The sequence below is a fragment of the Bradyrhizobium sp. CSA112 genome (assembly GCF_029051645.1).
Lineage (GTDB): Bacteria > Pseudomonadota > Alphaproteobacteria > Rhizobiales > Xanthobacteraceae > Bradyrhizobium.
Map to the genome: position 1 here is coordinate 1 of NZ_JAACFS010000053.1, position 23657 is coordinate 23657.

Here is a 23657-nt window from a genome sequence, read left to right on the forward strand (position 1 = left end):
CCCGCGACAGTTCGGACGGCTTGATCGCCTTGGTCCGGGTGGCAACCGACAGGCTCTCCTGGATCAGCGCCGCCAGCCGCTCCTCGCCCATCCGGTTGCGCCAGCGCGTCAGCGACGAGCGGTCGAACACCAGCCGGTGCTGGAAAAACTCTTCGCCGCAGAAGTATTGGTAATAGGGGTTCTCGACCCATCGCTCGCACAGCACCTCGTCGGACAGATCGTAGGTGTGCTTGAGGATCGCCAGCCCCGCCATCAAACGTGTCGGCAGCGGCGGCCGGCCAGGATCATCGGTGTAAACCTCGCCGAAACGCTCCTCCAGGAACCCCCAATCCACTGTCCGCCCCAGCGTTACCAGCGGATGTTTCATGTCGATGATCTGATCGAGCCGAGAGCGGAAAAGATCCTGCTCTCCCGTTTCGCTCCGCTCCCGTGGTCGCATCTCACCCTCGCCAAAGCAGTCGAGGCGAGTGAATCACAAATCAAGTTTGCAAGGAATCCCGCTCCAAACGCCCACTTCCCGGCAAATTCGATTACCCCAGCAGCCCGTTTCTTGATTCCAAATCAATGCCTTGGGAATTCTTCACGGCCGACTCAGTAAGCTTCGAGCCATTCTGACGGCCGCCACGGGAGCGCACGCCGAAGCGGAGGAGCGACTGGCCCTTTCTCGCGGGCACAGGCGCGGCGCCCGTGATCAGCGTCGCGTCCACTCGAAAAATGCTCATCCGACAGCAGCTGCTTCGCCTTGGGATGGTTCAGAAGCTTGGCCATGAACTTGGCGAGCACGTGGCCTTCTCCAGCCGGGCACGATGTCATCCGGCCTAAACTGGACCGTTAGTTGCAAGACCCACACCAGCTGTACAGTAGATTATAGTCCAATGGCTCCATCAAGTGTCGTTCGGAGCCGATGCTGACTTCGCCGCGATTTCGCCTTCGAGCAGCCGGTCGCGGTTCTTCGAGAGCACGGAATGGTCCCATGCCGCGTCATCGACGCCGATTCCGACGAACGAAACAGCAAGTCGTATTCCAGCCGCTGCATCAGAAGCCGCTCAGAACGGATCGAAAATGCCTACAGGAGCATCGCTCGCAGCGGAATCGACGGTCGCCCGATCGGAATAGAGGAAGCTAAAGTCGCGCTCCAGCGCAGACAGCGCCTCGTTCACCACCGTTCGGGTCCCGCGCAGCGAGTGATCCGGCGCACCCGCGCCTCCAGGTCAACGTCGCTGAACAGCTCGCCCGTTCAATTGTCGCCTCCACGCACGCACATCTCCGAATCTCGTCGGAACCGATGAATCACGGTCCCCGGTCGGGGGGAGCGCCTTTTTCAACGGCCTGCTCTCATGTTTGCCGTCAAGACTCCGGAAGAGCATGGTTGTCCTGGCTGCGCCCAGGCGCTGGGTTTCAGCGGCGCCCGAAGCGGGGGGCAGACGACGGTTGAGCAAGCTCTCATACGCGGGTTGGCTACCGCATGACCGTCGTTTCGTCTTGGGCTGCCTCGACCTAGAAGACGAGGGTCAGCAGAGCCGGCTCATAACAGGCCGCGAGGATTCCCCACCGCGCCGCGCCTCCTACCCTGGGCACCGATGATCGAGCAGCAGCCTTCTTGGCAGCCAGTCCGACTTGTACTTGACGAGCGATCGCCCAGAGGAATCCGACCATCTCGCGTGGAATGGCGGTGGTGACGATCACCTTGGGTTTGCCGGCGGCCGGCAGGCGGCAATAGCGTGCGCAGAGCCTGACCTGGGCCTTCCAGGCGATATCGCGGATCGACTGAGGCAGGCGCTCATTACGGTTATGGAGCTCGCGACCGACGCGGCTTGCATGCGATAGGTCCATGCCTCTCGATCAGCGCTCGCCGGGCCAGAGCGCTGCCAGGCTTGGTGATGCCGCCGCGCGGGGTCGTAGCGCCGCTCGAATGCTCCGACGACACGAGGCCGAGATAGGCCGCCAGCTCGCTCGGATTGTCGAAGCGGGCGAAGTCGCCGACCTCGGCAACCACCGTTGCGGCGACGATGAAGGCTACACCCCGCGTGGCCTGCACAGCCTCGACCCCCGGTGCCATCGCCCATTGCGGCGCCAGCTCTTCGATCTGCTTGGTCAAGCGATCCACCCGGGCTTCGACGTCGCTCACGGCGTGAATGGAATCCTGCAGGACAATTTGGCTAACCGGATGATCGAAGCGCACCGTGGTCAGCCAGCGCCGTAAGTCAGCCCTTCTTGCCGGCGTAGATCCGTCCATGCCGCAGCAGGAATCCCTGCAGATATTGACGCGCCTTGCCGAGCACACGCATTGCCGTGGCGCAGGCTCTCACCAGGTCGCGCATGGCCTCATGCGCCAGATGAGGAACCCACACCGCCGTGAGCTCGTCGGCTCGGTGCAATTTGGCCAGCACTGCCGCGTCGCAGCGGTCCGTCTTGACCCGATCCCCAGCCTTCTCATCGGGATCATCGAGGGCGCCACCACGATGCAGTCATAACCCAATTCCGTCAGTTGCCGATGCAGGCCATAGCCACAGGGGCCAGCTTCGTAGCAAAAGCTCACTCGTCGCTTGCCCCTGGTCAGCTTCTCTGCCGGCTTCGCGATGTGATCGGTGCGATGGGGGATGATCCCCAGCTGGCGGACTTCACCACCACGCATCCCTTCGGCAACCGCAACCGAAATCGTCGCCTTATGGACATCCAGCCCCACAAAAATGCTATCGTTCATCAGGCCCGCTCCGCATGCTTGAGGCTCGGCGCCGGCCCACCCGGCGCAACCCCCGATAGGAGCTTGCCGTGGGGCGGGCCGCCCGTCACCTCAGGGCGCGAACAAAGGGTCTAGACTACATTCACGGGTGACGGCTTGGTGATCTTGACCCGCGCCACACTGCACCGACCGTCCACACTGACGGGCACCTCGCCATCGATGACCGCGCGACGAACGACTCGATCCTGGTCGCCGTAATCCCTGACCGCACGATGCATCGTGGCGCGGTTGTCCCAGATAGCGACGTCGCCCTGCTTCCAGTTCCAGCGCACGGTGTTTTCGGGCGCGGTGATATGAGATTCGAATAGATCCAACAACCTCTGGCCATCAGATTTCGCGATATCAACAAAACGTTCCACATAAGAGCCGAGCACCAGCGTGCGCTCGCCGGTCTCGGGGTGGATACGTACTACGGGGTGCTCGGTTTCTAACCTCCTTCTGGCAGCTAACTCGTCATAAAGTTTTCGATCGGCTTCGCTGGGGCGGACTATTGCGGCGAAGTCGAACTGGCTGACGTGAACAGCCCAGAGGTCGTCGGCAAGCCGTTGCAGCGGCGGCGGCAGGTCGAGATATGCGGCCGCGGTGTTTGACCACACCGTGTCGCCACCGACTGGTGGGATTACAACGCCTCGCAACACCGTAATCTTGGGGTAGGCATCCATGAAGGAGAGATCGATGTGCCAATAGTCAGCGCGGATTCCGCGTGTGGTATCAATCTCGAGGAGCGACATCGCTCCCTCGGTAGCACGTACCAGCGGCGGCACAAGCTTCCCCAAACGAAGAGCAAAGCGCTCCTGCTCGGCGTCGTCGAGATGACCTTGGTCGCGGAAGAAGATGACCTTGTGCTCAAGCAGCAGTCCGCGGATCGCAGCGATGGTCTGGTCCGGCAAATCACCGGACAGCTTGATATTCCTGATTTCAGCGCCGATGCGCACCGCGCGCTTGAAGACGTCGGCACGCGGAATGACATTATCGATCAAACCCGTTTCACTCATGCTACATTCTCCAACGTTGCAGTTCTTCACCAGACAATGCCATTCAGCAGCGACACAAACGATTGAAAGCTGGATTGGACAGGTATGTAGTGCGATGCCTCGCGAGATCGACCACACACCCGCGGCTGATTGGTACCATTTCCTACTTCGCTGAGCTTCTCGCGAGGGGATGCGGTCTCGTTCGTTCCAGTCGACTGCGAGGCGCCTGCGTGCGGGTGGACGGTGGGTGACATTGTTGGCTCTCATTGTAGGCCTAGCGTTACCGAGCAAGGGCCGTGCCAATCGCGAAGACCGGCCCTTCAGCCGTTTATTTACCCAAAGGAAAGGCCTCGAGCTGCCAAGGACAGCGTAGCCTCGCGCTTTAAACTGGCATGTTGTATTTTCGTGTACACGACAGGTCGATACACAATCAGAGTGCGGGCCCCTCTCCGTCGGAGCGCAACGCCGTGATTTACGCATACCCCTCCACTTAGGTGTCTCAACGGGCACTGAGTAACACTTGAGGTCAGGCGTGCTCCTTTCCCGTACTCAGAAACTGCGCCTGCTGCGTTCTCAACATCGCCCGTTAAGCATCGCGCAATGCGCGCCGAACCGGAACACTGGCGTCAATCAAGGTGGCCGACTCGTGCGCGAGCGCGCGTTGAGGCGGATAGCGATGTTTCGGGCGGCCAAATTCGCAAGCGGCATGCGATAAACTGAGAGAGGATACTCCTATGAAACATTACTAAGGTTGTTTTGCCGGACGTTAACTCCTTTTAAAGTTTTAAAGGAGCGCCACCGGGAGAGATTGATACATTTGCCCAAACAGACGTGTCGTTGGCCCGACAGCATGTCGCAGATCCGACAATCGGCATCAGAGACTTGCCAGCCCAATTTACATGGACGGCGGGCATTATGGCGAGGACGGAAATGAGCGGATATCTCGGAAAATTGTGGCCGACATATTGGCACTGTGTGTTCCCGCGAAGTGAACAACACCATCTCGGAGTGGCGAAATAAGTTGAAGTCGATACGTCTGACCTGCCACCGCGTATTCCGGTCATCGCGCATCTGCAGACCATCATGAGCTGTCGAAACGGCGGGCCTGCTCGATTGTGGGGCGCGGATCGGAAGATGATCCGCTACCGTCCTTGCCGCGCTCCGGACAGGGCTCTGCGCGGCCAGTTGCGAGATCTCGCCAACGAGCGGCGGCGTTTCGGTTACCGCCGGCTGTTCGTCCTGCTGCGGCGGGAGGGCGAGCCATCGGCTATCAACCGGATCTACCGGCTTTATCGTAAGCGTGTAGGCTACGTAGGCTACCCCACGTAGCGGATGATGTTCGATTATTCGAGAATCTCCTGGTGATTTGTCCCGGGAGTTCATGAGAGCGAACATATGTCCGGTAGAAAGAATTTCGAGGTTATCACGGCGGCAGCTGAGCGGCTTTCGGTCAGTCCGGGGCGGAGCTACCGCACGTGTAGGCGTCGTTTTAAACCCACCTTCTCGTGGCGCGAGGGATAGGCGAGTTTCGCGATCTCTTTGAAGGGTGCCCGTTCTGCCATTGTCGCCAAAGGTACATTCGCAGTCTCCGGCGAATCCAGGCTTCCAGGTTTGTGAGCACGCGAGGGGTCTGGCAGAACCCAAAGTACCCGAGCCATCCAATGAGGTGCGGCGAAAGGTCTCGGCCGTTCGATTGAGTCAGACTGACGCTACCCTCCCCGTCCCGTAGGGCTATCGAATATGAGCGAGGGTGCAGAGAAGGAAGTCGTTGTTCCATCTTGCTTGGAGCATTTTGTGGCTGATGCGCGGAGGTCCTGGTGTTGCCTGCAGGATGTTGATGGCGAGCTTGCGGATGACGGCGAGGTTTTCCGGCGCGTGATCCTCGCGGCTGCGGCAAGCATCTTCGTCGAACACCGCATCGAGGACCCAGTCCAGGTTGTTCTCAATGCCCCAGTGGGTAAGCACGACCGCGAGCAGCCTCTTGGCCGACAGCTGGCGCGAGGCCAGGAAGTATCGGACCTTGTGCTTGGCGGGCTTGCCGGCGTTGGCGCGCCGGCTATCGATGCGGCCGAAGGCGGCAATAGCGGGGAAGCCGTATTGCTGCGCCAATTGTGGCGCCGGCACGACAATGGCCTGTCGGCGCTCGACGCGGCCATGAGCGGTGGTGCTTCGCTGGCTCACCCGCGCTCGCTGTCGGGGCGGCATCGAGCAGCGCCTTGACGGCCTTGAAGAGCCGACCGCGATTGCTCTTGATGGCCAACACGTAGTGGGCCCTTCCGGTCGCGGATGGCCTGCGCCGTGTCGGGCCGGCAATGCAAGGCGTCGGCGGTGACAAGAGCACCGTCCAGATCGAGCAGGGCAAGCACTTCGAGTGCGCCGGCAACCTCGTTGCGATTGGGGGCCTTCCTCTGAGCCAACGCCATGCGAGCGGCTGCCGCCCAGACATTGACCATATGCAGCGGCGCGGCCTGCGGCCACGTGCGAAGGCCCCGCGGAGGGCCTTGCCGTCGATGCTGACCACGCCCTTGACGCCGAAGCTCTTGCTGAAGTTGCGCAAGACCGTTTCCAGACCCTTCGGGTCCAGCGCACGAAAGACGTTGCTGAACGTGTCGTGGCTGGGAATGCTGTCTCTGAGCTCCAGGAACCGCCGCAACAGCTCCTCGCGGCCGTTGCCGAAGAACTCGAACTCGGTGCAGGTCTTGGCGTCGGCCAGCGTCGCCGCCAAGGCGATGACGAGGATGTCCACCAGACTGTGCTGGGCGGTGCTGGCACGCGGATCTTTGAGCGGTCGAAACATGCGCCTGAGATTGCGCATCTTGGTCTCCTTCGGGAATCGGGAGCCACCGGAACAATCCAATTCGCACCGCTATTTCAACACCCTCACGCTCATATGGATTCTCCTGCCCCGCCCACGATCGGCCATCGAACGTGACCGCCGCCACCCGGCTGCGTTAAGATCCGCGACCGCCGAGAGCATCACGAAAGCTCACTCTGGCAGAGAAGCGGTCGGCTGCTCTAAAAGTGTCATGGTGCAGCCCGATGCAAGATGACCCTCTAAGTTCCTTGCTGCCAGCCACGCCATGCGATTGCCGACTATCTTGCTACCCATCCTTTGGACGCCATGGTCATCCGGCAAAGGTCGGTGATGTCATAGATGGGCAGCTTCACCATTCGACCGATGGGCGCTGCAACCGTCGGGAAGGCCGCACATTCGAACAGGATTGCCGCGATCTCTGGATGCGCCACTCGGAGTCTCGTGATGCAGGCTGCGGCATCTGTTTCGATTGCGGCAACATCGAGGGGCGGAGCAGGACGCTTTCGTCATGCCAGAACTTGCCACCTTCGATGCCCCCCATCACGAACCTCGCCCGGCCAGCGGGATCATCCAGCCCGAACAGATCTTCGCCAAAATGTGTCGAGTCGTATGTCAGGACGGCGATCTTAGCTTTGTGCGCAGCTGACGGATTAACAGCGGCAACAGAAGCAAGCTGGACATCGCCACGGGCACTTCCACCGACGCTGACACCGCTCGCTGATGGCGAATAGAGAGGCCACACGTCGAGCTTATCGCGACAGCGCCTCGCTCGACCAGCCGCCGCGCGGCTGCAATGAAAGCTGGCTCAAGCGCCGCACGCCGCAAACGACGTTCTCCACCCAAGCTCCCGCGACTGTTTCCGTGATAACCGGGAACTCGAAGGTTTCCGGATTCAAACATCGCGCCAGGCGAGGGCTCTGGCGGAGTGGCACCGGGCGGTCAGGCCGCGTTCGAGATGGAGAATCCCAAGTGAGTGTGAAGTGTGCAAACGTCATCCCCACAACCATAGCTTAGCTCGAAGCAAGTTCCTACGATGTTTACGCTGTATTCGCCGAAATCGCGCGTGAGGAAGGTACCAATAGCGCGACCACGACGCCATCGCGAAGTGCCCCATGAACCGCTATGTACTCGATCGAGTTCAGGGCACACATCGCAATCGCCTTTCCAGGCTTGATGCCATTGCCTGTAAGTCGGCTGCCACGCAGTCCATCAACACATCGAGTTCGCCGTAGGTGAGCCGCCGCGCTCCTTGGATGCAGCTACATGGCCGGACGGCCGCTTGCGCGCCGATCATGGCCGGCACGAGACCAAAGAGTTGGGCTAAAGGATTGAATGGCAGTGAAGCCTCAGGCACTGAGTCTTGCTCTTAATCCGAGATGTTGTTCGTTGGTTGGGATCCGACGAAGCCTGGCGGCCGTTTGAGAAAACGACGCGGACACCCGCTCTTCAACAATCTTTGAGATACTCGGGCGACCACGGTCGAAACCGGATGTCGGCTGGTTGTCGGGCGCTCATGCAACCGAGTTAACGGGCGCATCTTGCAGTCTAAGTCTCGACCGCCACCATGTAACGTACAGAGCGACCAACCAGAGCACAGGCATAAGTGTCAGCAGCGACCCCACTGCGGCGATCGTGGGGTCGATCTGTTGGTTGATATTTTCGAACATCTTCAGCGGGAGAGTGCGGATCGAAAAGCCGCTGACGAGCGACGTCACGACCATCTCGTCGAAAGAGGCAATGAAGGCGAACACGGCGCCGCCGATGATGCCCGGTCGGATTAGTGGCAGCGTCACCCTCATGAAGGTCCGCACCGGCCCGGCTCGCATGCTCTTCGCGGCATGCTCCAACCGCTGGTCGAAATTGGCCAAAGTCGCCGCGACGATAACGACGACATAGGCAATAGACCCGATGCTGTGCGCCAGAACGATACCGGTCTTTGTACCGATCAGCCCCAAGTTTACCAACCCCAGATAGGCCGCGACACCGACGACTATGGCCGGAAACGTGATCGGTGTCAGGATCACCATCATCAGAAAGGTGCGCGGTCGCGGAGAGGTGCGGGCAAGGCCGGCCGCCGCGAGGGTGCCCGCGATAGTCGACAGGATGGTGACCGTGACGCCGATCTGGAAGCTGTCCCAGAACGCGCGAATCCAGGACGGATCGCCGAAAAGGGAGCGATACCACTGCAGCGAAAACCCTGAGGGTGGGAATTCCAGAAATGGTCCTGCGCTGAACGACATGATGATGACGATTAGTTCCGGAAACAGCAGATAGATCATAACGAGCAGGACAAACACCGCGCCAGCGATTTTCGACCAGCTGCTACCGCTTCCGGCTTGGTAGAGCTGCGCCGCCCAGTGCCGCGCCCGATAGGGAATAGCGATCTCATTCAGATAACGTGGCAGCGCGCCCAATGAGGACAGCTGGCTCCGCCAGGACTTACGCACTGTTCGCCCCCTATGGTCCTGCGTACCATAAATGTCCATTCCGAATAGCGATAGCATGAAAACGGCAATTGCCAGGAGAATAAAGGCCGCGGCGGCAATCGGCGCCAAATTGAGAGAGCTCGCGACCTGCACCGCGATGAAGTTCGACAGCATGGCGTCACGCAATCCGCCGAGGGCTTGTGGCGTGATAAAGAACCCGAGGCTGACCACAAAGACAAGCAGCGTGCCACTACGTACACCCGGCAGGCTGAGCGGCAGGAACACGCGCCAGAAGGCGGCAAAGGGACGCGCCCCCATGCTGCGGGCTGCCGCCAATAACGACTGGTCGATGCCCTGCATGACGCTGAGCAGCGGCAGGATCATGATCGGCAGCATGATGTGCACCATGCCGATATAGACGGCCAGGCGGTTGTAGAGGAGCGGCAGCGGATCAGAGATTAGCCTTAGATCGAGCAGCAGATTGTTTATCAGGCCGTGATCGCCGAGGATCACGGTCCATGCGTAGGTGCGCACCAGACCGCTGGTTAACCAGGGAATGAAAACGAACACGATGAGGCCCGTGCGCACGGGCTTCGAAGCGATCACAATCAGATAAGCTGTGGGATAGCCGATAATGACGCAGATGGCCGTTGCCACCACGCTCATCTTGATGGTCTGGAAGAGAACGAAGACGTTCTCCTGCTGTCGAAAAAACGCCTGATAGTTGACGAGCGAAAAGGACGGGGCGTTCACGCTGATCAGGAACAGTTGAACGATTGGTACGCCGAAGATGACGAACAGAATCGCGATAGCGGGAATGATGAGTCCAACGGGCATTCGCCCGAGTTTTTGAAGCTTTTCCATACGCCTTCCCGCTCAGTGCCTTAGCTCGTGACGAAGCGGATATCCGACCGCAGCCACTCGAGGCGCACCTCCTCGCCGGCTCTGAATGTCTGCTGGCCCGAGGCGACCTGCTCGCGCACGATGACCAAGCTGCGGCCGACGCGCACTTGGTATTTCCGCAATGGTCCGGCATAGAGCATATCGTCCACTTTGCCCGTGACCGAATGGCGCAGGTCCGCATCGGCCCTCTTCGGCGCCGCGGGAGCGGTGATGCAGACACGCTCCGGCCGGATCATGGCCACGGTGCCCAGCGGCTGCGCTGCATCCGCCTCGATCTTGAAATCGCGACTTTCGAGAATGTTGGCCTCGCCCAAAAAATTCGCCACAAACCGCGTCGTCGGCCGATCGTAGAGGGCTTCCGGGGTATCGGTCTGCTCGATCCGTCCAGCACGCATGACGACGATACGGTCCGATAGCGTGAGAGCCTCCTCCTGGTCATGCGTCACGCAAATGGTGGTCTTGCGGAACTCCCTGTGCAGGGCCTTGATCTCGCCCTGCATCTGCTCGCGAAGATTGCGATCGAGCGCGCCGAGCGGCTCATCGAGCAGGAGGATCGGCGGATCGCCGATCAGTGCGCGGGCAAGCGCCACGCGCTGCTGCTGCCCGCCGCTCAATTGCGATGGCATGCGGTCGCCGAAATCCTTGAGGTGCACGCGCACGAGCATACGGTCGACTCGCCTTGCCCTCTCGGTGGCTTTCATGCCGCGCATTTCGAGCGGAAATTCTAGGTTTCGGCGCACCGTGAGATGCGGAAAAAGCGCATAGTTCTGGAAGACGATGCCCTGGTCGCGCCGGTAAGACGGCACTGCGGCCACCGACCTACCAGAAATAAGGATGTCCCCCTTACTCGGTGCGACGAACCCGGCGAGCAGCATCAGCGCTGTGGTCTTGCCCGAACCACTTGGACCGAGAATGGTCAGGAACTCGCCACGACGAACCGTCAGTGAAAAGTCTTTCACCGCAGCGACCGTCCCATACAGTTTCGTGACGTCGCAGATTTCGATTTGCGCAGAAACGGAGCTCGTGTCCGATACTTCAGCCTCTGCAAGCGGGGTTGGGCTTCTCGCATATACAGTCACAATTTTACTCCAAAACCAGGTCCTTAGCAACGGCCGTGGGCGCGCCGATGTTGCGACGGACACGCTGCCGAGCTCACCCCTTCGGAGAACTCACGCAGAGGACAACTGCGAATTTAGCGCACAATCCACGCGTTCCAGCGCTGGATTAGTCGCTGAGAATTCGCCAATCCGTCCGATCCGGTCTTAGCGTACCATTCGCCATCTACTGTAAAGCTGCTCGTCATGTAGTCAGGATAGGTGGCGAGTTTGCGGGCCACCTTCTCGGATATTAGTTCGAAGGCGTTGCGGTTGCTTGGAGATTGCGCGAACAGCTGGGCGAAAGCCGCCTGACGATCGGCGCGGCCGGTGAACGCAATGTACCTCTGAGCGTTGTGCGCATTCGGGCTGCCCTTTGGGATGACGTAGTAGTCACAGGTCAGCCTGGCTTGATTCCGATTGATTTCAATAGGCGCGCCCTGATCAATCAAGGCAAGTGCCCGCCCGTCATAGGATAACGCGATGTCGGCGACGCCATCGCGCATTATCTGCAGGATCTCGGCCCCACTCGTCCACCACTTGCGAACGTTCGGCTTGATCTTCTCAAGGCTCGCAAAAGCGCGGTCAATGTCTATCGGATAAAGCGCGTTCGCAGCCACGCCGTCGGCTAGGAGAGCTTCCTCAAAGGACCCAGGGTAACCGTATTGGCCGCTCGGGAGCGCGCGAACGCCAGGAAAGTTTTCGACGTCCCAGAATTCGGCCCAATGGCTGGGCCGCGGCTTGTTAGCCGGGAACTTCTTCGTGTTGTAAACCATGTTCGACGAGTAGATATAGCTGCCGAAGCCGAACGAATGCTTGCAGAAGCCTGCGATTGCGTCTAAGTCCCGCTGGCCGTGAATCGAGTAGTCGATCTTCTCGAGTTGGTCGTTCTCAGCAAGAAGAAGCGCGTTAGCTTGGCCTAGTAGTACTGTGTCGATGGTAACGTTGTTCGTTTTCACCATGAGCCCAACTTGCGCCGCTCTGATGTCCTGGTAGACGGGCGTGACCTTAATGCCAGTCTCGGCCTCGAAAGGCTTCACAAACGCGCTCATAACGGCCTCGCCGAAATTGCCGGCGCTCATATTCAGCCTTAACTCACCGGATGACTGCGCCAACACGTGGCTGGCAGTAGAAGACAGCGCACCGGCAGCGATAGCGGATGACGTCGCCTGCATGAAACGCCTGCGGTTCAAGAAGTGGTTCACGTCCCCTCCTCGGGTTTTCGATTCCGGTCCAGGAACCTTCTTTCTCAGGTGAATGCTATCGAGTCCTGCAGTCGAATTTCCCGATTTGTGGCTTTCTGTAGCCGAAATTCTGCGCCTGCTCGACGCGACGTAGGCTTGTCGACACCGCAAGCGCTGTGCTGCCTACCAAAGACCGATACAGGTGTTTGCGATTGGACGGCAGATGGGCGGGCGCAGATTGGTCCAACGCCGCGTCTCAACGCGATCCATGACATCGCCAATCTCGACCACAGGAGCAAGCGAAACGGACGTGCCGTTGGCATAGAGCTCCGTACTTGTCTTCCTTTAATACTCTTCGCGTCTCGACGATCGACGGCCCCCTGTCGGCCCCCCCGGAATCGGCCGGGAACATGACGCTCTTGGGCTACACCGTTGTATCGACGATGACGCGGTTGACGTCGACGAGCTTGATGCCTTGGGTCTTGGTCGCAGCCGAAAGGCTCTCCTGATTGGGCTCTGCAGCCGCTCAGCGCCACTGCGCGTAGACATAGAACTCGTCCAGGCCGATTTCTGGGTTGATACATCATTGTCGCCACGAGTTATTCATAATTCTTGAACCGGGCATCCCTCCATTTCAAAGCTTCCTTTACGCCTTTCTCCAGGCGAATTCGCTCGAATTCTTCTTGTTCCCGGGGCATGATCCCTTGGATCATCGCACAGGCCTCGACCCCGTAGGCCAACGCCGCGCGGAAGCCCATAATCTCGTAGGTTTGATTGACCGCCCTTTTGTCCCACTGCAGGCACTCTATTGCGACCATCGACATGCGTTTGGCTATCTTCGTTGTCTCCGCTCGAAGCCGACCTTTCGGAAACACCCGGTTCACGAGCCCCATCTCCTTCGCCTCATTGGCCCCGATCGTGTCGCCGGTATAGAGTAGTTCGCGGGAGCGCGCGCCGATGATCCAAGGCAGGGCGAGCGTCGGCACGCCGGCCGAGAATCTACTCTCGACCGCGCCAAGTTTGGAATCCTCAGAACAGTATCGGATGTCGCACATTTGGGCGAACTCGAACGCTCCGGCGAGACAGTACCCCTCGATCTGCGCGATGACCGGCTTGGAGCAGGCCCAAACCGTGTAGCAGAAGTCGAGATTTGCGGCCTCCCGATTGCGCCAATCCGCAATCGACCCTTGGGGGATATCAGGGGCTCCAAGGTCAAAGCCGGTGGAAAAGGCCTTACCCCCAGCACCGGTTACGATGATCACCCGGATATCCTTGTCGTCGGCCGCCTTGGCGATCGCGGTCCTGAACTCCTTCTGCATTACCGAGCTGATCGCGTTGTGGCGGTTCGGGTCGTTGAAGGTGATCGTCGCGACCCGCTCGTCGATCTCGTATTTCAGAAACTGAAAGTTCATGATGGCTGTTTCGTTTGCGTCATTGAACCTCTGACGTCTGATTGATCGCCACGACGGACTCCAGGAGCACGTCCGCGCCACAAGGGACTGATCTCGGTCGTGGCGAAGATCTCTTGGGTGGCTTCTCCGAAAACCCGCCAGGGCCGAGATGCCGGCGGCTGGGGCGTCAAGGTCGAAAGGCCCTTTCCGCGCACGCCGCGCAGCAATCTCATCGGCGCGTTTTCGGCCAGCATCCCGCCTACGCTCACGACAACGAGGCTCCCGAAATGGGGCTTATTCTGAATGCCGAGGACCAGCTCGACTCCCGATCCAACGACTGACTGCCCGACAATGCAGGCTCGCGGGTGTCTGCCAGCATGACGCGACCGCGCGTCTTGCAACGAGGCGCATGCCTCAGCGACGGAGTTAGGATCCTCGATGCCCAGGCGTGTGAGCCCGATCTCCATCCTGTGCGGCAGGTTCGGCGAAATTCCTTTCAGGACCACGGGAAAACTCAAGAACGGCCCCATCGCAACAGCTTGCTGCGCACTGGTCGCGATGTGGCAAGGGACTATCCCTCGTGGCGAATCTCGTCGAGCGCAGTGCAGTCGATCCGCTCGCGATCGGAGCACTTGGCGACTAGCAATTCTTTTTGCTCTTCGGCCTGGACGTGCAGCTTTTGACACCTCAAATGTCCGAAATACGCGCTCAGCTCTAGGAACTCGAGCTTGTGTCCGGATTGTCCAAGGTGAAACCGGAGCCTTCCAGCGCCAGCACGATGTCGATCGCAGTGCCGGCGAGATCCTTGTGGCTCTTGTTGTCGACGGAAATCTGACGCTGCCTCGTTCGATCTCGGTCTTGTCAGGTTTCGCCTGTTTGGCGAGACGATCATAAATTTGAATCCGGCGCAGGCGTCTGCCTCGACAGTGATCCGCAGAGCGCTCGTCGGCTCCCGAGGAGGTCGCGCTCTTTAACGACTTCACCGCGCTGTCGGTCAGGTTGGCCATCGTTCGCCCTCGCTGCTCGCGTCTATTCAGGACGAGTCCAGCAAGTCCCATGCCAGCCAGCATGCGGCCAAAAAGGCTACGCTTTGCGGGCAAGTCCGGTTTGCTTTACGACACGTGTCGGATTTCAGACACGGGACTGGCGGCGCCCGGAACAATCGGGCCAACTCGACTGCCGCGAATGCTTCGCATTTGTTGGCAATTCCCACCGAACGACGTCGCGTTTGACTTTCAAGAGACGCGCAATCAACTGCGTCGCGTCGTGAGGCGCCTCGCGCGATCGGCGTATCACCAGCTCTTCTTAGACGGGCTCCGGATCCAAGGCGGCGGTGATCTCCGTCGAAGAGTATGATTTTCGACTGCACGATCAAGCGCACGCAAACCGCGCGTTGCTTCTGGCCGCCTGAGAGCTGCGCAGGCACGCTTTCATCTTGTCGCCCGGTCGGCTCTCTCCAGGGTCGCGTTGGCGCAACGTTCGGTTTCTTGACGCGGTACGCGGCGCGCGCGCGTTTTCGAGCCAGCCGACATCGTCGAGGGCAGCTTCTGCGAAACAGGTTGAAAGCTGGAACAGTATGCCGACGTTCGTGCGAATTCTGCAAAGGTCACTTCGCCTGCCAGCACCAGCCCGTTCTCGTACGCGATAGGTTGATCCTGATGTCCCCCGAGTCGATGAACTCAAGCGCGTCATAAATGAGCTTCTCCTGCAAGACGCCGAAGCTCCAAAACTCTTCGAAATACGGTCAGCTTAGATTGGGGAGCCGTTCGATGTAGCAGGCTCGGCCGGCTTGGTCGGTTAGTCCGATCGCGATGCTGGAAAATGCTTGTTAAACATCGCGCTCGAGCACACCTCACCAGCCGGCCCGACGAAAACTTCAGGCAGCCAGCGCCGTCTCGACTACGTTCACCCAATGACTGATCCGCAAGCCGGGGCTTCGCCACTGAAATGATATGCAGGGCGGTGCAGGCAAGCGATCGGTCCGCTACCTAGAAATAAGAGCGCCCGGCCGAGGCTCGACGTAGTGCCGACCGAAGGCGTCGCCGCGGGATCCAGAAGTTGATCAAGGGATCGACCCGGCCGTTGCGCGGAATTACGTGTGCACTCCGGACCACTCCGCCAGGAGTCGCGCCACCTCCGGAACGATCTGCAGCGCATCGCCGGCGCTCCGGAGATCGGCGATCTCGAAGATCGGCGCCGCTCTGTCCGAATTGATCGCGATGATGATCTCCGCCTTCTTCGTGCTGATCAGGTGTGGATGGCGCAGCTGATCCTCACCGCGATCTATACGCCCGGTCTCACGCTCTTGCCCGTCTGCCGGATCTGCGCCGAGTAGGGTCTCCACCCGGTGTCGACGGCCGCGGGGGGCTAGCGCCGACCCCGGCGTGAGCGGCGTTGGGATCACGGCGCGAGACGCTCCACCAGCTTGCGCCGAGCGCACCTATTTCGACAAGGACCATCGCGGCCACGAATCGGAAAACCCGCGCCGCGTCTTCACTCAGGTCAGAAGCGCGGTCTATTCGGTGTAATCAAACGCGAGCTCAGGCGCGCCGCGCAGCCGTCGAGCCGGTGATAGGGTCCACATGAAGACCGACGGACAGCTTGGCCGCTGCTATCTCAAGCGCCTGGAGGCGATGCGGCCAACGTCGCTCTCCGCCTTGATGCGCGCTTGACCAGCTTGGCATCGGTCAGGAAGGTAATGGCCTCGGCCGAAGTCATTGAGCGGAAGTCGATGTTTCGCGCGAGCCTGGGTTTGAGATTGCAAGTTTACGAAAGTTGAAGAGTGCCGGTGCCCTGATCATGGCCGAGTGCACACGTCTTTGGATGCCCGCGCCCTGCAACGAAGTAGGGCCCGTGGTGATAGGGCAGGATACCGAGAGCGCGATAGTGGAAGCGGCCGGATCACCAGACGCGGTTGTGCGCACGTGCTGGTTCAGCGTCGCTCGCGCACCGAGCCTTCCTGGGCTACGGACACCACCAGCGTGCCGTCAGGCTTGAAGATCAGGCCGCGCGTGAGGCCTCTTCCGCCTTGCGCGCTCGGTGATTCCTTGGCGTAGAGCAGCCAGTCGTCGGCGCAGAACGGGCGGTGAAACCACATTGCGTGGTCGAGGCTTCCCGCTATCATCCGCTCGTCCAACAGCGTGCGGCCGTACCGCGCCATGACTGTATCGAGCAGAGAGAAATCCGAGGCATAGGCCAGCGCGCACATATGAAGTGCCGGATCATCGGGCAGCTTCGCGGCGGTCTTAATCCAAATGTGAATGCGGCCGTCGTCGATTTTTTGGCCAATATAACGGTCGATTTCGACCGGGCGCAATTCAACCGGACCATCAGACCCATAATAGTGACGAATCATTTCCGGCAACTCGAGAAACATCGGTTGCTTGGACAATTCCCTCACCGTGAATTCTTCCGGGGGCGGCACGTTGGGTATCTTGTCTTGATGGTCGAAGGCGCCCTGCTCCTCGGCATGGAAGGACACCATTGTGGAGAAGATCGCGTTGCCGTGCTGGATCGCTGTGACGCGCCGGGTTGAGTAGCTCTTGCCATCGCGCAGCCGTTCCACCTGGTACAGGATCGGCACCTGCGGTTCGCCGGGTTGCATGAAATAGCAGTGCAGCGAATGCGGTAGGCGGCCCTCGACCGTGCGGCATGCGGCCACCATCGCCTGCCCGATTAGCTGGCCGCCGAACACCCGTTGCGAGCTGGTGTTCGGACTCTTACCGCGAAACAGGTTCACCTCGATCGGTTCGAGGTCGAGGATAGCGAGCAGGTCGATGTGGTTTTTGGGCATTGGCGTGTATTCAGTTTCTTCGGCATTATTTCGGAGTTGCCACAACCATGAACTGACATCTTGACATCCCGGGGCGGCTCTTTCGAGCCGTCCTCGAATCACGTATCGGACCGTTGGGCCCTTGTTTCGTCCGTCTCTCGCGTTCCTGGAGACGCAGCCGACCTTAAGTTGGCGGAATCGCACTCAACCGGTGCGCGCCGTCTACGGCATTCATTTGGATGAAATCGAGACGTTTCATTTGGACTCCTGGGCAGGGACTGCGAGAACGCGATTCTGGTAACGGGTCCATCACGTCAGAGCAATCGGCGTGCCGTAAAAAGCAGCTGTGCGGGCCGCAATTGGAAAGGCGGAAATCCATGCGCTTCATGCCGCACCCGTGGAACGTTGACATCTTAGTGTCGGGCTCCGGACATTGACGTTTTAAACTGGACACGGGTGAACACGATAATAAGGCACCTGAAACGACAGCGGTCGGTCGTGTCCCCTGTGATGGTGTAGCTCGGTAGAGCAAAGCCGTCCGCACGCGCGCCCTCAAATAGCGCTGTTGCGGCGAACGGCCTTGCGGTGGTTACCGGCGATTCGCCGGTAGGGTCGGGTTGCTGAAACCAACCTGATTCGAGGAACCACCGATGACCGACGAGAGATGAACCTGCGGACGCTCGTGGAGAAGACCCTGATACGGATCTGCCGCGCGAGATTATCGGCTTTGCCGCCGAGCGGCTGATGGAGCTGGAAGTCGAAAGCCAGACCGGGGCAACCTATGGCGAGAAGAGCCCCGAGCGTCTGGCACAACGCAAACGGCTACCGCGACCGGACCTGGGAGCCGGGTCGAACTGCGCATCCCAAGCTGCGCAAGGGCTCCTACTTCCCTGGCTTCCTGGAGCCCCGCCGCATGGCCGACAAGGCGCTCACCGCGATGGTGCAGGAAGGCTATGTGCAGCGCGTCTTGACCCGCTCGGTGGACGATCTGGTGCAGGCAATGGGCATGAGCGGCATCTCCAAGAGCCAGGTGAGCCGGTTCTGTGCCGAGATCGACGATAAGGTGAAGGCGTTCCTCGCCCGTCCGATCGAGGGCGACTGGCCGTATTTGTGGATCGACGCCACTTACGTGAAGGTGCGCCAGAATGGCCGCATCGTTCGGTCGCGGTGATCGTTGCGGTTTCGTCAACTGTGACGGCCGGCGCGAAGTTCTCGGCATGGACATTGGCCCCTCCGAAGCCGAGACGTTCTGGACGGCGTTCCTGCGCAGCTCGCGCGCCACGGCCTGCGCGGCGTCGAGCTGGTGGTGTCCGATGGACGTGAGGGCATCAAGGCCACTGTCACCAAGGTGCTCAACGCCAGTCGGCAGCGTTGCCGCGTGGGGTCGTTGAAGAAAGTGGTTCACGGATCCGCTCGATGCGGCAACCGGCCGATTCATGCCTTCACATCAACCCTCCACTCGTCGCGATGCCGACTGCAACGCGTCGAGGGGAGACGATCAAGCACAAAAAGAAGCGCAACAAGAGCGGCTGCCAGCGGCTTGAGGTTGATGACGGCGGCCGTCAGGTAGGCCTGGATCTTCATGTTCGGTAGACCACGCCGCGCGCCAGCCCATGCCAGGTCTTGGCTTCGCCATGGAAGCCCTCTGAACGCCAGCGATGGCGCTGATAGAGCCGTCGATCTTGCCAGCTCCATCGCTCGCGACGGCGGCGGGCGCGGAGCAGTGCAGGATAGTCGTTACCCACAACAACTGCCTTATTAACTCGCCCCTTCGATAGGCAGTCACCCTTGAGCGGACACCGGGAACAATCCTTCGCCTTCGAGGAAAAGAAACGGCCGTGCTTGATGGGTCGCGCGGGGCGCAAGATACGTCCTCGCGGGCACTTCAGGATGTCGTGCTTGGCGTCGTACCGGAAGCGTCTGAGAGGTACGCGACTCTTGATTGGTTCAGCTTTAGCTGGGATCAGGGCATCGATGCCGCGCCGTTCAAGAGCGCCGTAGACTTTAGCGTAGGCATAGCCGACATCGGCGGTGACCGTTTTGATTTCGATGCCTGTAATCGCTTCAACCTCATCGACTTGCGGCTCGATCATCTCGCCTTCGTTCGTTTGTCCAGTTGTGACCGCGACGTCCAGAATGACGCCGACCTTTGTCATCGACGGCCGTGTGCTGCTTGTAAAAGGGCTCCAGCCGCCGGTTGCGGACATTCGTGGCCATCGTTGCATCGGGATCGGTCGTGCAGACCTTCTTGTACTTGCCGCTCTGCCGGCCCATTCTCTCAACCTCGCTTTCATCCTCGCCTGATTTCGCTCAGTACATCCAGCACATGCTGCTCGGTGAGGCTATCCCAACTCACGTTGGCGCGGATCAGCGACGCATCGATGTGGACCACCTCCGCTGTGGCGACCTTGGCCTTCAGGCAGGCCTCGACCGTGCGCTTGAAGATCTTACGGAACCGCTCTTCGCCCCAGCGCTGGCGAATGCGCTTCAGGCTTGAATGGTGCGGTAGTTGCTCATGCAGGCTATAACCGACAAACCAGCGGATCGCGATGTTGACCTGAGCTTCACGCATCAGCTTGCGATCGTGCACGATGCCGATGAGTAGAACGGCGAGCATCAGCCGTACCGCCGCTTCGGGATCGATGCCGGGCCGTCATTCGCGCAGTAACAGTCAGCGACCTGCGTCCGCGGAAGCAGAACAAATGACCGCTCAACAGATCGCGGCGCAGCACCTCTTGCACTGCAACGACAAAGAGGCGAAGCCTTTCCGCTTATGTGGTGCAAGAGGCCCATCCGCGTAGCGCGCGGTTCAACCGATCCACCAACTCCGTGAACCGAGCGCGCGAACTCGCGCGAATGAGCTTGATGGTTCTTTGTAACGGTTCCGTATAGCGGCTAAGGCACAAAAGGCGTTTTGCCGCATATTCTTGGGTTGATGCGCCGCAAAAGCCTCAGCCCAGCAAGGTCTGCCCATTCTTGGCGACGATAACCTGACGCTCTCGAACATGAGCTTCGAAAGAAATCGAATTGCCGTCTTTCCAGAGACTAACCGTAATGGTCTCACCCGGGAACACCGGGGCAGAAAAGCGGACCCGATGACGCTGGAAGGCAGAGGGATCGTAGTCGGCGTACGTCTGCAAAACGGCCCTGCAGGTCAATCCATACGTGCACATGCCATGGAGAATAGGTTTGGGAAAACCGGCCCGGCGCGCGAATTCCGGATCGCTATGCAAGGGATTTCGGTCGCCCGAGAGACGATAGAGCAGTGCTTGGTCGGGCCGGATCGGGATATCGATTGACCTGTCCGGCGCCCTGCGGGGCACTTGGTGCGGCTCAGGCATTCCCTCTGATGGCCCGCCAAAGCCGCCGTCGGCCTTGGCAAAGGTCGAGGAAACGATGGTGGCGATATCACGATCGCCATCTCTGACCACAATTTCGTTCTGAATGATCGCGCCTTTCTCCTTGCCCTTGTCGTACACGCCGCGCACGCGAGCGTCCGCGGTAACGCTGGCCGCGACAGGCATCGGCTTGTGAAACGTGATGTCGCGCTCGCCATCAACGACCATGAAGCGGTTGAGGTGTATGACTCCGGGTCGCGCCCCCCATACACAGACCGAAGCAAAGGTCGGAACCACCTTCAGCGGCTTTGGTGTTGCAAACGCCTCGTTGACAAATTGCAGCTCTCTTTCATTCCGAGGATCGGTGCCCATCCCGATGCCAAGCGCATAGAGCATCACCTCGCGATTGCTCCACGAATAGGGAGCCGCTTCGGTTTTGAGTTTGAGTACCGCTGGATAGTCGATTGGCATCGCGCCCTTCCTTGTCGCTGTTCTCGTGACCCAGTCTCTTAGAACTCATGTCCGCTGTCATATATTTGTTTCCCTTTGCAGCTGTACCAGATCACAGAACCATGTTGCTCTCCAAAGCTGACGCCAAACGTTGCGACTTTATGCCCGAGCCTGTCTCGGTAAGAAAGCGGCACACCGGGTTCGAGAAGAAGAGCACTCGCCTTGCGCGTCTGAGTGGACTCAGGCCCTCAGCTGCGCAAAAGCAATGGCCATGCCAGCTCCGTTGGCGCGCATCAAGCGCCTGAATACGCGTTGGAAAGTCTTCGGCGCCCGAAGATGGCCGGGTCCTCAACCTGACGGGGCTTTGTGCCACCGCCAACAGATTGGACACGAATTGCGCACGTCTCAAGCCGCGCGCAGTGATCCTCTCCCCTGGTCTGTGCACTCCAATTGAGGACGGAATATCCAACTCCCTCTTGAAAGCCCGTTGCGGTCTGACTTTGAATTGCAATGATATGGCGCCGCTTCCTTAATGATCTGGCGCATCGAAATCAGGCTCGCCGGTGCCGAGGCGATGAAATTCCTTTCCCTGCCGCTCCAGTTCCGTAGCAGATCCCGCGATCTTCAGGATCTCCGAGACGCCGATCGTCGACGGGCGGTGCTCGAACAGCTGGAAGAGCGACGATCGGATTGGGACTGCCTTTCTTATACCGCGTCGAACTTGACGCCTTGCGCGAGCGGAAGCGTGCGGCCATAGTTGATGGTATTCGTCGCACGACGCATATAGGCCTTCCATGCGTCGGCCCCGGACTCGCGTCCGCCACCCGTTTCCTTGTCGCCGCCAAATGCGCCACCGATCTCCGCGCCGGACGGTCCGATATTGACGTTGGCAATGCCGCAATCGGAGCCACGCGCCGAAAGGAACGTCTCGGCTTCGCGCAGGTCGTTCGTGAAGATCGAAGACGAAAGCCCTTGCGTAACGGCATTGTGCAGTTCGAGTACGGAATCGAGATCTCTGTACCTGATCACGTAGAGGATCGGCGCGAAGGTCTCGCGCTCAACCGGCCCCGTCTGCGTTGCCATCTCGACCACGGCCGGACGGACATAGTGGGCATCGGCTGCGCCCTCGATGACAACACGTTCGCCACCGTGAAGCTGGCCTCCCGCATCCTTTGCAGCATCGAGCGCGCCTCGCATTGCCTGATAGGCTGCGCCGTCGATCAATGGCCCAACCAAAGTCCCATTTTGAAGCGGATTGCCGATGGTCACGGAGGCGTAGGCGCGTTTCAGTCGTGGCACGAAGCTGTCGTAGACGCTCTCGTGGACAAAGAGACGGCGTAGCGTCGTGCAACGCTGGCCGGCCGTTCCCATGGCGGCAAAGGCGACGGCGCGCAGGGTGAGATCGAGGTCGGCTGTCGGCGCGACAATCGCCGCATTGTTCCCGCCGAGCTCGAGAATCGCGCGCGCGAAACGTTTGGCGAGCCGCGGACCGACGGCGCGGCCCATTGCCGTCGAGCCGGTGGCCGAGACCAAGGGTACCTTGGCATGGTCGACAAGCACTTCGCCGATGTCGCGGCCGCCAAACAGCACGACTGCGAGCCCTTCCGAAGCGCTCCCGCCTTCCAGCCTGAAGCGCTCCAGCGCTCGGTCAAATAATGCCTGGGTCGCCAGCGCGGTTAGCGGGGCCTTCTCCGAAGGCTTCCAGACGATGCTGTTGCCGCAGACAAGTGCCAGCACCGCATTCCATGCCCAGACAGCGACCGGAAAGTTGAAAGCCGAGATGATGCCCGTGACGCCGAGTGGATGCCAGCTTTCCATCATTCGATGCTCACTGCGCTCGGTGGCGATGGTCAGGCCATGGAGCTGGCGAGATAACCCCACAGCGAAATCGCAGATATCGATCATCTCCTGGACCTCGCCGAGGCCTTCGGATGCAATCTTGCCAACCTCGATCGAAACGAGCCGGCCCAGCACCGGCTTGTTGGCCCGCAGCTCTTCGCCGAACAGCCGCACCAGCTCGCCGCGTTTCGGTGCGGGCACCAGTCTCCATACGCGGAAAGCCGCGTGAGCCTTTTCGATTTCCGCCGCTGCGTCCCCGACGCTGATTTCCTTGACCCACCCGATGGAGGTGCCGGTGATCGGCGTCTGCACGGCAAGTGTCCCCTCCGTGTAGCTACTGCGGCTGACGCCTACTTCGGTGAGAAGCCTGTCGGTTTCTACCGCAAGATCGGTGTCGCAGGCTTGCGTCTGTGCGGCGGATTTGACGGACATGGCAGCTTTCCGACCGTCGTTGATTTGAATGTCCCTGTCGCCGCCGCGTGCGACGGCTCCTTGATCGAACTGAAGTGACCGTTTGGTCAATGGTTATTCCTCGTCGGGGCGTCCGCCGGGAGCGATCGAAGCTGCTTCAGCGTCTGATCGAGCGCGGCTTTCCCGGTTACCGCGGATTCCGAGTGCATCACAAGTTCAGGAAGAGAGGCGACCGGCATCATCTTAAGCCTCCATCTTGTCTGCCGTCCATGTCGGGTTGTAGACGCCCAGGGTCGGGATTCGGACAAACGGGCGCG

Annotated in this window: 11 protein-coding genes and 6 pseudogenes; 2 read left to right on the top strand and 15 right to left on the bottom strand. The window is 60.0% G+C overall.

Going from position 1 to position 23657, the window contains the following annotated elements; translation table 11 throughout:
* The 4 genes and pseudogenes from GWE18_RS39245 to GWE18_RS39260 all read right to left on the bottom strand — a co-directional run.
* On the bottom strand, positions 1 to 439 hold a 439-nt coding region (locus tag GWE18_RS39245; protein ID WP_275190901.1), incomplete at its 3' end, for a transposase.
* A 523-nt stretch (positions 440 to 962) separates the two neighbouring features.
* Positions 963 to 1228 (bottom strand): annotated as a pseudogene (locus GWE18_RS39250) (transposase); the annotation flags it as partial.
* A gap of 392 nt (positions 1229 to 1620) precedes the next feature.
* A pseudogene (locus GWE18_RS39255) lies at positions 1621 to 2704 on the bottom strand (IS110 family transposase); the annotation flags it as partial.
* A 110-nt stretch (positions 2705 to 2814) separates the two neighbouring features.
* Complete coding sequence (locus GWE18_RS39260) at positions 2815 to 3738, bottom strand: TauD/TfdA family dioxygenase (RefSeq protein WP_275190902.1); 924 nt, start codon at positions 3736 to 3738, stop codon at positions 2815 to 2817.
* A 1089-nt stretch (positions 3739 to 4827) separates the two neighbouring features.
* Between GWE18_RS39260 and GWE18_RS39265 the strand changes: the two are divergent.
* Positions 4828 to 5016, top strand: a pseudogene (locus GWE18_RS39265) (IS3 family transposase); the annotation flags it as partial.
* Positions 5017 to 5206: 190 nt separating this feature from the next.
* Here the strand turns inward: GWE18_RS39265 and GWE18_RS39270 are convergent.
* The 8 genes and pseudogenes from GWE18_RS39270 to tesB form a co-directional block, all read right to left on the bottom strand.
* Positions 5207 to 5494 carry a group II intron maturase-specific domain-containing protein gene (locus GWE18_RS39270; RefSeq protein WP_275190903.1) on the bottom strand — a complete coding sequence of 96 codons (288 nt, stop codon included), beginning with the start codon at positions 5492 to 5494 and terminating at the stop codon, positions 5207 to 5209.
* A pseudogene (locus GWE18_RS39275) lies at positions 5449 to 6532 on the bottom strand (ISAs1 family transposase). The gene GWE18_RS39270 and the pseudogene GWE18_RS39275 overlap by 46 nt, the downstream one beginning before the upstream one ends.
* Positions 6533 to 8043: 1511 nt before the next feature.
* On the bottom strand, positions 8044 to 9822 hold the full coding sequence (locus tag GWE18_RS39280) for an ABC transporter permease subunit (protein ID WP_275190904.1): 1779 nt from the start codon (positions 9820 to 9822) through the stop codon (positions 8044 to 8046).
* 20 nt (positions 9823 to 9842) lie between these two features.
* Positions 9843 to 10865, bottom strand: coding sequence for an ABC transporter ATP-binding protein (locus GWE18_RS39285; protein WP_275190915.1), 1023 nt, complete (start codon positions 10863 to 10865; stop codon positions 9843 to 9845).
* Between the two features lie 188 nt (positions 10866 to 11053).
* Positions 11054 to 12160 carry an ABC transporter substrate-binding protein gene (locus GWE18_RS39290; protein WP_275190905.1) on the bottom strand — a complete coding sequence of 369 codons (1107 nt, stop codon included), beginning with the start codon at positions 12158 to 12160 and terminating at the stop codon, positions 11054 to 11056.
* A gap of 578 nt (positions 12161 to 12738) precedes the next feature.
* Positions 12739 to 13551, bottom strand: coding sequence for an enoyl-CoA hydratase/isomerase family protein (locus tag GWE18_RS39295; RefSeq protein WP_275190906.1), 813 nt, complete (start codon positions 13549 to 13551; stop codon positions 12739 to 12741).
* 2071 nt (positions 13552 to 15622) lie between these two features.
* Positions 15623 to 15874: a hypothetical protein gene (locus GWE18_RS39300; protein ID WP_275190907.1), complete on the bottom strand. Its 252-nt coding sequence runs from the start codon at positions 15872 to 15874 to the stop codon at positions 15623 to 15625.
* Between the two features lie 588 nt (positions 15875 to 16462).
* Positions 16463 to 17323: an acyl-CoA thioesterase II gene (gene tesB, locus GWE18_RS39305; protein WP_275190916.1), complete on the bottom strand. Its 861-nt coding sequence runs from the start codon at positions 17321 to 17323 to the stop codon at positions 16463 to 16465.
* A 643-nt stretch (positions 17324 to 17966) separates the two neighbouring features.
* Here tesB and GWE18_RS39310 point away from each other — a divergent pair.
* Positions 17967 to 18695 (top strand): annotated as a pseudogene (locus GWE18_RS39310) (transposase); the annotation flags it as partial.
* 116 nt (positions 18696 to 18811) lie between these two features.
* Here the strand turns inward: GWE18_RS39310 and GWE18_RS39315 are convergent.
* The 3 genes and pseudogenes from GWE18_RS39315 to GWE18_RS39325 all read right to left on the bottom strand — a co-directional run.
* Positions 18812 to 19984: pseudogene (locus GWE18_RS39315) on the bottom strand (IS1182 family transposase); the annotation flags it as partial.
* Between the two features lie 269 nt (positions 19985 to 20253).
* Positions 20254 to 21111: a MaoC family dehydratase gene (locus GWE18_RS39320; RefSeq protein ID WP_275190908.1), complete on the bottom strand. Its 858-nt coding sequence runs from the start codon at positions 21109 to 21111 to the stop codon at positions 20254 to 20256.
* A 684-nt stretch (positions 21112 to 21795) separates the two neighbouring features.
* Positions 21796 to 23361 (bottom strand): aldehyde dehydrogenase family protein, encoded by a 1566-nt coding sequence (locus GWE18_RS39325; protein WP_275190909.1) that lies wholly within the window; start codon positions 23359 to 23361, stop codon positions 21796 to 21798.
* Between the last annotated feature and the right edge of the window lie 296 nt (positions 23362 to 23657).